The 12,684-nt window shown below is 41.5% G+C and carries 13 protein-coding genes; 10 read left to right on the forward strand and 3 right to left on the reverse strand.

What is annotated here, in order from left to right; all coding sequences use genetic code 11:
* Nucleotides 1–18 precede the first annotated feature (18 nt).
* The 4 genes from MHH68_RS01390 (at nt 19) to MHH68_RS01405 (ending at nt 2,008) form a co-directional block, all read left to right on the forward strand.
* Nucleotides 19–264, forward strand: a complete 246-nt coding sequence (locus tag MHH68_RS01390) for a hypothetical protein (protein WP_339164783.1) — start codon at nt 19–21, stop codon at nt 262–264.
* Complete coding sequence (locus MHH68_RS01395) at nt 261–716, forward strand: DUF523 domain-containing protein (protein ID WP_339164784.1); 456 nt, start codon at nt 261–263, stop codon at nt 714–716. The genes MHH68_RS01390 and MHH68_RS01395 overlap by 4 nt, the downstream gene beginning before the upstream one ends.
* The gene (locus MHH68_RS01400) at nt 701–1,099 is read left to right on the forward strand and encodes a DUF5301 domain-containing protein (RefSeq protein ID WP_339164786.1); all 399 of its coding nucleotides are present in this window, start codon (nt 701–703) and stop codon (nt 1,097–1,099) included. Before MHH68_RS01395 ends, MHH68_RS01400 begins: the two co-directional genes overlap by 16 nt.
* Before the next feature lie 81 nt (nt 1,100–1,180).
* The gene (locus tag MHH68_RS01405) at nt 1,181–2,008 is read left to right on the forward strand and encodes an aldo/keto reductase (protein WP_339164788.1); all 828 of its coding nucleotides are present in this window, start codon (nt 1,181–1,183) and stop codon (nt 2,006–2,008) included.
* 40 nt (nt 2,009–2,048) lie between these two features.
* Here the strand turns inward: MHH68_RS01405 and MHH68_RS01410 are convergent, their stop codons facing one another.
* On the reverse strand, nt 2,049–3,131 hold the full coding sequence (locus tag MHH68_RS01410) for an iron-containing alcohol dehydrogenase family protein (RefSeq protein ID WP_144463232.1): 1,083 nt from the start codon (nt 3,129–3,131) through the stop codon (nt 2,049–2,051).
* A gap of 189 nt (nt 3,132–3,320) precedes the next feature.
* Between MHH68_RS01410 and MHH68_RS01415 the strand changes: the two genes are divergently transcribed.
* Together MHH68_RS01415 and MHH68_RS01420 are read left to right on the forward strand one after the other, a co-directional pair.
* The gene (locus MHH68_RS01415) at nt 3,321–4,289 is read left to right on the forward strand and encodes a rhodanese-related sulfurtransferase (protein WP_003217237.1); all 969 of its coding nucleotides are present in this window, start codon (nt 3,321–3,323) and stop codon (nt 4,287–4,289) included.
* A 327-nt stretch (nt 4,290–4,616) separates the two neighbouring features.
* The gene (locus MHH68_RS01420; protein WP_058015192.1) at nt 4,617–6,236 is read left to right on the forward strand and encodes an APC family permease; all 1,620 of its coding nucleotides are present in this window, start codon (nt 4,617–4,619) and stop codon (nt 6,234–6,236) included.
* A 34-nt stretch (nt 6,237–6,270) separates the two neighbouring features.
* Here MHH68_RS01420 and MHH68_RS01425 read toward each other — a convergent pair whose 3' ends face one another.
* Complete coding sequence (locus MHH68_RS01425) at nt 6,271–6,471, reverse strand: hypothetical protein (protein ID WP_061406614.1); 201 nt, start codon at nt 6,469–6,471, stop codon at nt 6,271–6,273.
* A 185-nt stretch (nt 6,472–6,656) separates the two neighbouring features.
* Here MHH68_RS01425 and MHH68_RS01430 point away from each other — a divergent pair, with 185 nt between their 5' ends.
* The 4 genes from MHH68_RS01430 (at nt 6,657) to MHH68_RS01445 (ending at nt 12,003) form a co-directional block, all read left to right on the forward strand.
* On the forward strand, nt 6,657–7,493 hold the full coding sequence (locus tag MHH68_RS01430) for a PRD domain-containing protein (RefSeq protein WP_339164790.1): 837 nt from the start codon (nt 6,657–6,659) through the stop codon (nt 7,491–7,493).
* 235 nt (nt 7,494–7,728) lie between these two features.
* Nucleotides 7,729–9,588 carry a beta-glucoside-specific PTS transporter subunit IIABC gene (locus MHH68_RS01435; protein WP_339164791.1) on the forward strand — a complete coding sequence of 620 codons (1,860 nt, stop codon included), beginning with the start codon at nt 7,729–7,731 and terminating at the stop codon, nt 9,586–9,588.
* A 19-nt stretch (nt 9,589–9,607) separates the two neighbouring features.
* Nucleotides 9,608–11,029 (forward strand): glycoside hydrolase family 1 protein, encoded by a 1,422-nt coding sequence (locus tag MHH68_RS01440; RefSeq protein WP_339164793.1) that lies wholly within the window; start codon nt 9,608–9,610, stop codon nt 11,027–11,029.
* A gap of 236 nt (nt 11,030–11,265) precedes the next feature.
* Nucleotides 11,266–12,003 carry a hypothetical protein gene (locus MHH68_RS01445; protein WP_339164794.1) on the forward strand — a complete coding sequence of 246 codons (738 nt, stop codon included), beginning with the start codon at nt 11,266–11,268 and terminating at the stop codon, nt 12,001–12,003.
* 7 nt (nt 12,004–12,010) lie between these two features.
* On the opposite strand, the gene MHH68_RS01450 is transcribed toward MHH68_RS01445, so the two are convergent.
* On the reverse strand, nt 12,011–12,331 hold the full coding sequence (locus tag MHH68_RS01450; RefSeq protein WP_339164796.1) for a hypothetical protein: 321 nt from the start codon (nt 12,329–12,331) through the stop codon (nt 12,011–12,013).
* Nucleotides 12,332–12,684: the final 353 nt, after the last annotated feature.

Here is a 12,684-nt window from a genome sequence, read left to right on the forward strand (position 1 = left end):
GAAAGGGAGGGAGCTTCTTTGGGGAAAGAAATGATGGAAAATTTTAAGAAGTCAGCAACCATCATGCCGTTCGTTGGGTTGTTTGTCAGCTTGCTATTATTTGTTTACTTTTTTGGCATCACGGGAGTTGAAGAACCTGTTTGGGCGGCCGCTTTGTATTGTGCCCTGCCCTTTTTAGGGTACACGATCTTCTATCTGCCTGTATGTATTTATTTTAAAGTCAGTAAAAAAAGCTCAATCCATAAAAATGAGGAACAGGCGTGATTGTGGTCAGCGCTTGTCTTGCTGGGTTGAAGGTTCGGTATAATGGCAGCCATCGATTAGATCAGCGAATTGAAGAGCTTGTGCAGGAAGGAAAGGCTGTGACAGTTTGTCCTGAACTGCTTGGCGGCTTCTCTACGCCTAGACCTCCGGCAGAAATCATTGGCGGAGATGGATATGATGTTTTGCGGGGGCAGGCTGCTGTTGTCGATGTTCATGGAACTGACGTCACAGAGATGTATGTAAAAGGTGCAAAAGCCACGCTGGAGCAGATTCAGTCTCTGAAAGCAACAGCGGTTGTGCTAAAAGAGTACAGCCCTTCATGCGGGAGCCGGATGATTTACCAGGGAGAGTTTAATGGTAAGACAAAAGCGGGAGATGGTGTGACGTCCGCTTTGCTGAAACAGCACGGGATTCAAGTGTTCTCTGAGGAGGATGATTGGATTTCGTTGTAGTAGTTTTGATAGGAATTGGTATTTATTTTATGATCAATGCCAAAACGTACTCATTCGATGATGTGGTCTCGATTGATCAACATAAGGTGACTTCGATTCAAATTGAGCATGATCATAAACGTGTTGTTTTGGATAAAAAAGAGATTCAAAAGCTGTTGAAGGAACTTTCAGATATGACATTAAAGAAAGCCAATGAAGACACAAAAGCATCAAAAGAGTCTTATTGGATCAGGGTGTATGAGAATAAGAAGGAAACATGCGGTCTGACTTTCTATGATCAGGCATTTCTAACGACATATAATTTTTCTAAAAAGAAAGATCAAACAAACGAATACCAAATTGTTGACGCCAATCAAGTCGATATAGGACAATATATCAAATAACACCAGCGAACATTCATGCATGATCAATAGAAAATTCGGGTATAGTGCTTGGTAAGCAAAAATGAAGCGGAGGTTTGTTTGATGAGTGGATTAACAGATACAGTCACATTAGCAAACGGAGTAAAAATGCCGAAGCTAGGCTTCGGTGTATGGCAAGTAAAAGATGGGGATGAGGCTGTAAATGCAGTCACAGACGCTCTTGAAGCGGGCTACCGCAGCATTGATACAGCAGCAGCCTATCAAAATGAAGAAGGAGTAGGCAAAGCCATTCAGCAATCAGGTATCTCTCGCGATGATCTGTTTATTACGACAAAGGTGTGGAATCGTGATCAAGGCTATGAATCAACACTTGAAGCCTTTGAAACAAGTATGAACAAGCTTGGGCTAGATGTATTAGACCTTTATTTAATTCATTGGCCAGTTGAAGGCAAATATAAAGAAACTTGGAAAGCACTAGAGAAGCTGTATAAGGATGGACGCGTTCGAGCCATCGGTGCGTGTAACTTCCATCAGCACCATCTAGATGATCTATTAGAAGAAGCAGAAGTTGTGCCAATGGTCAATCAAATCGAGCTGCATCCAAAACTGACGCAGGAGCCTTTACGAGACTACTGCAAGGAGAAAGGGATTCATGTAGAAGCATGGTCACCATTAGGCAGCGGGAAGCTTCTGAACCATCCTGTTCTTCAGGATATTGCGAAAAAACATGACAAATCCGTGGCTCAAGTCATTCTTCGCTGGGACTTACAGCATGGCATTATCACCATTCCAAAATCTGTGACGAAGAGCCGAATCATCGAAAACACACAAGTCTTCGATTTCGAGCTGTCCGCACATGAGATGGGTGTCATTGATCAGCTTAATGAGGATGAGCGCACAGGTCCAGATCCAGATAATTTTGATTTTTAATCGAAAGAAAAGCACAGGTGGCATGCCTGTGCTTTTTTATTTAACGATTTTTTGCGGCTGATACGTTTTCAATGACTTGAATGGCGTCGACAATTTGCTCTATGGAATAGTCTCCAATCAAGCAAAAGGTTTCGTCTGAACGTGCAGCATGGCTTGCCACTGTTTTTGCGGCTTCTTCCAGCTGAGCTGTGATGCCAAGCTCACGCATATTTCTAGGTAATCCGAGTGTTTCATAAAGCTCAAGTAATTCTTCTACTTCGCTCATTCGATTTTCTGCGGCAAGCTGAACAAGAATGCCATAGGCCACTTTTTGACCATGTAACACGTGATGCGTTTCTTCAATAAATGTCAATCCGTTATGGATGGCGTGGGCTCCTGCCATTCTGCCGTAGCGTCCCCCGTACCCGCCGACCGTGCCGGCTAATGTAATAATGGTATCCGTTACATCTGCAAATGCTTGCGAAAGCTGACCCGTTTGCAAGCTGTGGACAGCTTCTTCACTATGGGAAACAAGAATATCTCTCACATATACCGCCTGTTTCAGCGCTGCATGCACCATGAGCGGCAAGGAATTCTTTGCATTTCGAATAATGGCTTCCGCTTCATACCATTTGGCCAGCGTGTCTCCAATCCCACTTTGAAGGTAGGAAAGAGGAGAAGAAAGCAAAAATGTATGATCAATGAGGGTGAGGTAGCTGGACCGTTTATGGTAATCGACTGTCATGAAATTCCCTTTGTCATCATAAATGACGCTAAGCGGTGTAGATGCAGCACATGTCCCAGGGATGGTTGGAACCATGATCACTTCAATTTGAAGAGCCTCTGCTACTGACTTGGCGGTGTCTAAAATCGTGCCGCCTCCGATCCCAATGATCACATCTGCCCCTTGCAGTTCTTCTGCAATTCGAGTAATTGCATTGGGTGAACTGTATCCTTTGTGCTGGACAACAGGCCAATGAGACGGAAGCTTTGTGTACTGTGAAAAAGCATGAAATGAATCATATCCCGTCACGACAGCGGGCGACTGGAAGGATGGAGAAACAAGTGAATCGAGTTCATGATAAATGCCTTTTTGAGAAATAAATTGGTTTGGACCGCTTCTGACGATATCTTCTGGCTGGATCATGGCGTTCTACTCCTTTACAACATCATATTTCATAAATCATCTCATTTTACAGAAAGTTCTGTCAAATATGAGAAGAAAGACCCTTCCGTTTTATGGAATTGAGCCGCTGTCATTGCCTTTAGGTATGTATTTCCTGTATGATAAAGAACGGTATGTTTTGATTAAATTTAAGAGGTGTTTATATATATGGAAAAACAATATCGCGTTTTACTTTACTATCAATATGTCCCCATCGAGGACCCAGAAACGTTTACAGCAGAGCATCTAGCATTCTGTAAGGAGCTTGGTTTGTTAGGTCGTATCCTTATCTCAGCAGAAGGCATAAACGGAACGGTTTCTGGTACCATTGAGCAAACGGACAAGTACATGCAAGCATTAAAAGAAGATCCGCGCTTTGCGTCTATGCCGATCAAAATTGACGAAGCAGACGGTCATGCGTTTAAAAAAATGCACGTCCGCCATCGGAATGAACTAGTGAATCTGAGCCTTGAAGATGATGTGAACCCGTTAGAATTAACAGGTAAGCATCTTAGCCCGGTTGAATTTTACGAGCAAATGCAATCACCTGATACCGTTGTGATTGATGCACGTAATGATTACGAGTTTGATGTTGGCCACTTTAGAGGGGCAGTTCGTCCTGATATTGAGACATTCCGCGAATTACCGGAATGGATTCGTGACAATAAAGAGATTCTTGAAGGAAAAAAAATCCTGACGTATTGCACTGGCGGCGTACGCTGTGAGAAATTTTCAGGCTGGTTAAAGCGTGAAGGCTTTGAAGATGTCTCTCAGCTTGACGGCGGAATAGTCACGTACGGAAAAGATCCAGAAGTTCAAGGAAAGCTTTGGGATGGTCAATGCTACGTGTTTGATACTCGCTTAACAGTGCCTGTGAATCAAACAGAGCATGTGGTTGTCGGAAAAGATTTCTTCACTGGTGAGCCTTGCGAGCGTTATGTGAACTGTGCAAACCCTGCATGTAACCGCAAAATGATTGCAACAGAAGAAAGCGAGCATAAATATATGCGTAGCTGCAGCCATGAATGTCGTACGAGTGAACGTAACCTATATGTGAAACAGCACAACCTGTCTGAAGAAGAAGTGCAAGAAAGACTAGCTGTGATTGAACAAGAACAAGCAATCTCACAAGGATAGAGGACTCCTCTATCCTTTTTTCTATACAGAAGAAAGAGGGATTCATTTCCTCTTTCTTTTTTGTTTTGTTTTTTTCAAAATAAGGGTAAAGGTAGTTATTCGGTCTAATAGATTGAATCATCGAAAAAGCGCTTTCTTGAGAAATAAGCATGTTCGACTATTTCAGAAAATGGAGAATTGAGAGATAATAAAACAGGCGAAAAAATGAACAAGGGTAAAGATTTAGTTGAAGAAATATTTGTCAATTGAATGAAAAGTGAGCTGCAATGTAAGAAAGGTGCTTACTTGGGCACATGCTTTGTAATTTAATCGAAAGGTGTTATGAACATGAATCATTTGCATCGTAGAATGGGAACTTTCGCTTTAATGATGGTAGGTCTTGGCTCAATCATTGGTTCAGGATGGCTATTCGGTGCTTGGCGTGCTGCTCAAATTGCCGGACCTGCTGCTATTTTATCCTGGTTGATTGGGATGGTTGTGATTTTATTTATCGCTTTGTCTTATAGTGAACTCGGATCGATGTTTCCAGAGGCAGGCGGAATGGTGAAATATACGCAATATTCACATGGCTCCTTTATCGGGTTTATTGCCGCTTGGGCAAACTGGATCGCTATTGTCTCCGTCATTCCGGTTGAGGCGGTGGCTTCTGTCCAGTATATGAGTTCATGGCCTTGGGAATGGGCTAAGTGGACAAGCCATTTGGTCACAAAAGGGGTGTTGACAACAGAAGGGCTCATGGTCGCCAGTGTGCTTCTTGTGATTTACTTTCTGCTCAATTATTGGACAGTAGGGTTATTTTCAAAAGCAAATACATTCATTACCGTGTTTAAAATTGTCATTCCAGGATTAACAATTGGCGCGCTCTTATTCGTAGGTTTTCATAGTGAGAATTTTACGTCTGGAACAAGTATTGCTCCTAACGGCTGGGCGAGTGTGCTGACAGCTGTTGCGACATCAGGAATTGTGTTTGCCTTCAATGGCTTCCAAAGCCCGATTAATATGGCGGGGGAGGCGAAAAATCCAGGGCGATCAATTCCGATTGCGATTGTTGGATCCATTTTGATTGCGACTGTGATTTATGTGTTTTTACAAATCGCTTTTATCGGTGCTGTCGATCCGTCCATGATTGTGAATGGATGGGGTCATTTGAATTTTAACTCGCCATTTGCTGATCTTGCCATTGCACTTGGGATTAACTGGCTGGTTCTGATTTTATATGCAGATGCGTTTGTATCACCTTCTGGTACAGGAATTACCTATACGGCGACGACGTCTCGCATGATTTATGGAATGGAAAAAAACAAATACATGCCAAGTGTACTTGGTCGTCTGCACCCTATTTATGGCGTGCCTCGTCCAGCGATGTTTTTTAACTTAGCCGTCTCGTTTATCTTTCTGTTTTTATTTAGAGGCTGGGGTGTACTTGCGGAAATCATTTCTGTTGCGACACTTATTTCTTACCTGACAGGTCCAGTAACTGTCATGACACTGAGAAAGACAGGGACAGATTTATATCGTCCCCTTCGAATAAAAGGACTCAGCATCATTGCTCCTCTCGGTTTTGTCTTTGCGTCATTGACGCTGTATTGGGCGAGATGGCCGTTAACAGGTCAGGTGCTATTCATTATCCTCATTGGTCTTCCGATCTATTTTTACTATCAAGCAAAAGCGAAGTGGAAAGGCTTTGGACGCAACTTCAAGGCGGGTGCTTGGATGGTCGTGTACTTACTTGTGATGATGACGATTTCCTGCCTTGGCAGTGACAAATTCGGCGGTTATAACGTCATTCATTATGGCTGGGATATGGCTCTTATTACAGTGGTTTCTTTGCTGTTTTATATGTGGGCACTCAAAAGTGGATTTGAAACAGAATTTCTAGAGGATGCGAAAAAAATCAATGATGAGCTGCGTACTTCTTCGCAAGAAGCCGCATCTTCTAAAGAATAAAGGAACGGCTGCCTGAATATGACGGGCAGCCATTTTATTTTGATAAATGATGCATCACATGCTGCCTCAGCCAAGTGGTGACACCGCGTAAAACGGCTGCTGTGACAAATGAGATGAGTACATACTTCCCAAGCTGATTCATACCTTGTCCACTAAGCCAAAACACGATTCCTAGAAAAACGAGTGTGAATAGAAGCATGAAAAGAAATGATGCAGACCAAAAAAAAGCCTTCACTGAAGGTCACCTCCTCGGAGTATTGTATGCAGGCAATTGAAGGATCAGACCAGCTATGACGGGGTAGAATGATGGTGAAATCTATTGCAAAAGTCAGATAAAAACACCAAGTGATTTGACAGTTATGTTAAGATGAGAGCATATTTTGAGTGAAGATTGTGGTTTATAGACGGAGGTGTTTGGGGTTGCAGATACAAAAAGTTCTAAACAATAATGTCATTAGTGTGATAGATGAACAAGGAAAAGAAATTGTCGTCATGGGGAGAGGCATTGCGTTCCAGCGGCGGCCCGGGGACCCGGTTGACGAATCGTTAATCGATAAAGTCTTCCGCCTGGAGGATCACTCCGTTCATGAGCGGATGAAAATGCTGCTTCTGGAGGTTCCGTATGATGTGGTCAAGGTGACCGAAGAAATGATTCAATATGCACTTACAAAACTGAACCGAAGATTAAACGAAAGTCTGCATGTATCACTCGCAGACCATATTCATTACGCCATCGAACGATTGAAGAAAAATCATCTCATTGAGAATTCGCTCATTTGGGAGATTAAACGGTTATACAAAGATGAATTTCTTGTGGCAAAGGACTGCCTTGATATGATTGAAGAGCGTCTTCATATTGAATTGCCTGAGGATGAAGCAGGCTTTATTGCCATGCATATCATTAATGCAGAGCTCAATGAGGACATGAATACAACGGTCAATATAACAAAAGAAGTAAACGCCATTCTCACCATTGTGAAATATCATCTCAATATGGAATTTGATGAAGACTCACTCAACTTTTATCGTTTTCTCACGCATTTACGCTTTTTCGTCCAGCGTCTGATTAACGAAACAATGCTTGTCAGTGAAGATCAGGACTTGTATCAGCTGATCAAGGTAAAATATCCGAAGGCATACGAATGTGCAAAGAAAATTGCAGAATACGTCTATCAAACCTATCACCGAGATCTCACATCAGAGGAGATGCTGTACCTATCCATTCATTTGAATCGATTGATCAAACGAGAAAAATAAAGGTAGTTTTTAAAAGAAAGCGTTGACATAAGAAAAGCTGAGTGGTACTATTTGCTCATAAACATAAAAGAATACGGTTTCACAATGATCGTCTTAGAGGATTGTGACTGTTCGGCAGGCAAAACCTAAACGTTCACTGAAAAAGCGCAACAGCAAGTTGTGACTATTTTTGGTGCCCGTTTAGGTTTTTATTTTGCCCAAAAACGTATTTTTTTGAAAAAAAGGGGGTTTTTGTATGAGTTTTCGTCAATTAGCAGAAGACATTATCAAACACATTGGCACAGAGAAAAACGTTCATTCACTGGTCCATTGCGCTACAAGACTTCGCTTCACATTAAATGACCGATCAAAAGCAGACAAAGCAGCCATTGAAAAATTAAATGGCGTTGTGACCGTTATGGAAAGCGGCGGTCAATTTCAAGTAGTCATTGGAAATACTGTACCAGAGGTTTATCGAGAGATTGGGGAGTTTACAAATCTATTAGAGGATTCCACTTCTTCATCTGCAAAATCAGGTGGGGAGAGCACGAGCCTTTTCGGAAAATTTGTCGACATTGTCTCTGGTATTTTTACACCACTTCTCGGTGTCATGGCAGGAGCTGGTATTTTAAAAGGTCTATTAGGTATCTGTATCAATGCAAAATGGTTATCACCTGAAGATACGTCGTATCAAATTTTATTTGCTGCGTCTGACAGCTTGTTCTACTTCCTACCATTACTGCTTGCATTCACTTCGGCGAGGAAGTTTAAAGCCAATCCATTTGTCGCTGTGACGATTGCTGGTGCACTCATTTACCCAACCATTCAAGAATTGTCAAAAGGCGGCGGAGATGTGACCTTCTTCGGTATTCCAGTCGTCTTAATGTCTTATACATCAACGGTTATTCCAATCATTTTGGCAGTGTTTGTCATGGGATATATCGAACGTTTCTTTAACAAAGTCATTCATGAAAGTGTCAAAAACTTTATTACTCCACTGATTTTACTTGTCACGGTTGTTCCGCTGACACTCATTGTATTCGGACCATTTGGTGTGTATGCAGGGGACGGCATTGCCGCTGTCTTGCTGAAAGTATTCTCCTTTAGTCCTACACTTGCAGGTGCTTTAATTGCGATGGCATGGCAGGTTCTTGTGATCTTCGGTATCCACTGGGGTCTAGTGCCAGTCATTTTAAATAATATTGCTGTCCATGGAAAAGATCATATCAAGCCGGCGACTGCGCCAGCTGTATTTTCACAAGCCGGTGCTTCCATCGGTGTTATGCTGAAAACAAAGAATAAAAAGCTGAAATCATTGGCTGGATCGACAGCGGTTTCTGCCGTGTTTGGGATCACAGAGCCAGCTGTATACGGGGTCACACTTCGTTTGAAAAAACCATTTATTGCAGCCGTTATCTCTGCCGGAGTCGGCGGTGCGATCATCGGTTATTCACAAAGTATTGCGATTGCGTCAGGACTTCCAAGTTTACTAACACTTCCGATTTTCTACGGACAAGGGTTTACAGGGTTCATCATCGGAATCTCGGTCTCGTTTGTTCTATCCATCGTCTTGACTTATTTGATTGGATTTAAGGATCCAGTAGATGAAGATGAAACGCCAGCACCGGCTGCGGCGCCAACAATGGAAAACGAACATGGGGTCAAAGCAGCTCATGTGAAAAGTCCTTTAAAGGGTGAGGTAATCAAGCTGGAGGAAGTACAGGATAAGGCATTCTCATCTGGTGCACTAGGAAAGGGCGCAGCCATCATTCCATCAGAAGGTAAGCTGTTTGCACCAGTATCAGGAGTCGTGACAACGGTGTTCCCAACAGGCCATGCGTACGGTCTTACTTCTGAAAGCGGAGCAGAAGTGCTCATTCACATTGGACTCGATACCGTACAATTAGGCGGTCAGCATTTTACCCCGAAGGTCGTACAGGGGCAAGCCATCACTGAGGGCGAATTGCTTGCGGAGTTTGATATTGAAGCCATCCAAGCTTCCGGCCTGTCCGTCACAACACCAGTGATTATTACCAATTCAGGTGAGTTTAGCGATATCATAGAAACAGAAGAAAAACAAACCACACCAGGACAATCATTTTTACATCTCGTTTAATGAAGAGGAGGAAGAAATTATGAGATATTCAACACTAGCACCATTTCCAAAGGACTTTTTCTGGGGCGGATCTACTTCCGCCTATCAAGTAGAAGGTGCGTGGAACGAGGATGGCAAAGGACCATCTGTCATTGATATGAGAGCAAGTTACCCTGAAGGGACAACAGATTTTAAAGTGGCAAGCGATCACTATCACCGCTATAAAGAGGATGTGAAGATGTTTGCAGAAATGGGTTTGAAGGCTTATCGTTTCTCTATTGCATGGACACGGATCATTCCAAATGGAGATGGGGAGATCAATCAAAAGGGAATTGAATTCTATCATTCTCTCATCGATGAATTGCGCCGCTATGATATTGAACCAATCGTGACGATGTATCATTTTGATCTGCCTCATGCACTTCAAGTAAAAGGCGGTTGGTCAAATCGTGCGACAGTAGATGCGTTTGAACGATATGCAGAGGTTCTATTTCAGGAGTATGGCGAGAAGGTGAAATATTGGCTGACCATTAATGAACAAAACATGATGATCTTACATGGATCAGCGCTCGGCACACTTGATCCAAATTTAGAAAATCCGAAAAAAGAATTGTATCAGCAGAACCATCATATGCTCGTCGCTCAGGCAAAAGCTATGACGCTTTGTCATCAAATGCTGCCTGAAGCGAAAATTGGACCAGCGCCAAACATTGCGCTCATTTATCCGGCTTCTCCAAAGCCTGAGGATGTGCTTGCTGCGGCGAATTACAATGCGATCCGCAACTGGCTGTATCTTGATATGGCTGTCTACGGCCGTTATAACAACCTTGCTTGGGCGTACATGAAAGAAAAAGACATTCTTCCTGTCATCGAAGAGGGAGATATGGATATTTTGAAAAGTGCGAAGCCAGACTTCATTGCCTTTAACTACTACACATCTCAAACGGTTGAAGCGAGTAAAGGAGATGGCAACGATGAATTTGCACGCGGTGGAGATCAGCATTTGAAATCTGGTGAAGATGGCGTATATAAAGGCGGCAATAACCCGTTCTTAAGTAAAAATGCGTTTGGCTGGGAGATTGACCCTGTCGGCTTCCGATCAACGATGCGTGAGATTTATGACCGTTATCAGCTGCCCCTTATTATCACGGAAAACGGATTGGGTGCTTTCGACAAATTAGAAGAAGATGGATCGATTCAAGATGATTATCGAATTGACTATTTAGAAAAGCATATCGAACAAATCAAATGGGCAATCACTGACGGTGTTGAGGTATTCGGGTACTGCCCGTGGTCAGCCATCGACTTAATCAGTACACATCAAGGCTGCTCAAAACGTTACGGTTTTATCTACGTCAACCGTGATGAATTTGACCTGAAAGACCTGAAGAGAATTCGGAAAAAGAGCTCTTATTGGTATGAAACATTAATCGAGCAAAATGGGGAGAACATCGGGAAGTAACAGGAAAAAGCCAGTCACCTTATTAGCGGGTGGCTGGCTTTTTTGTTCGTTCACTTTATCGGCTTGTGTCATTTGTCTACCACAGAAATTTTCAGCAAAATGAAGTTCTAAAAAATAAAAAAATGATTGCGGACACCGCAGCCAAAAAAGAAATTATCTTAAATCCATTGATACACTCATTTTGATTTGATAACCTTTATTTTGGAATTTAATACAAAAGGAGGAATATAAACAATATGTTCAAAAAAACACTTTTAACCCTAATTACCCTAGCTCTTGTCATATCAATATGGACTCCATTTTCATCAGAAGCATCAGCAGAAACACACTCTATCAATTCACAAGAATTAGAAGCGTTAGTAACACCAACAGTTCTACAAAATGAACAAGCTACCAAAGAATTAGATGAACTTGAAATGAAAATGGAGGAATACATAGAAAATCTTCCATTTACAGAAAAAGAATTCGAAAGCATGTCAGAGTCAGAACAAAATAAAGTGATCGATCAATATTTCAACAATGAAGAATTTTTAGCTTTAGAAAACCGAATGAAACAACTTGACTCCAAAAGTAGTCAGAGTGAAATCACAACACAAGCACTACCAGTATTCTTCATACCTATCGCAATGACCGTAGGAAGAGTTGCTTTAATTGCTATCAGATCAAAAGGCGCAAGAACTGCACTTAAATATCTAAAAAATCGGATAAAAGGATTTGGTAAAAATTACAAAATTAAATGGGATGTAAGAAATGATAAAGGACAACTTAGAAGTTTAGTTGTCGTCCTACACAAAGGAAAGAAAAGAACAACAAGAGTATTTGCTGTAGACAATGGAAAAATCCCTTTAATACCAAAAACCTCAACTTGGTATTGGCATTTCCATGTAGCTCCAAAAGATAAAATACACCATGCTCTCAGAGCATCAGTACCAAAGAAATACAAAGCAAGTCCAGGAGAAACAATATTACACTAAAAAACCCCTAATTTTTAGGGTTTTTTTTCTCTTCATGACTTGTAACTATATCAACAGGATGTATCAAGTTTTCATCATCATTATCCTCATCAATGTAAGGCATAATAAGTGAATCCAACTCTTCTTTATCATCAACTAAAGCAACGTAAGTTGTATAATCCTCTAAATCTGATGGAAACAATTCAGCTTGACCAATATTACTTTTCAATGCTTGGTCAATAGCACTCTTTAATTCTATTAAACCCTCACGATTACCAATAATATAAGAATCCATGTGCCAACTTTTTTGAGCATATATATGACAAATCTTATCTCTATCTTTCATCATCTCATTACACCCTTCCTGAAAAATTTAATTGATTATGTGCCAACACGCAACCAGCTATAACATCAAACGTCTCATTGGCTACTTTATCCTCATTTTCTTCAATCCTGATAAGATATCCTTCCTAGCATCAATAAACTATTTCCAAAACTGTCACCAACATTTTTTTGCCCTTTTTTCCTTCTGCTCCGTTGTCGCAATTAATTTTTTAGTTTCTTGTTTCTCTTATGGCTTCTAATAGCTTTTTATCTCTTTTAATAAGACTGCTTTGTATGTATTCTTGCTGTTTTTTAACTTTCTGGAGGTTACAAATCCCATCTTACTCTCTACTATCATTATACCCCGAATTCAATCTC

Source organism: Bacillus sp. FSL K6-2841, assembly GCF_037976435.1.
In the GTDB taxonomy this organism is placed as follows: Bacteria; Bacillota; Bacilli; order Bacillales; family Bacillaceae; genus Bacillus; species Bacillus pumilus.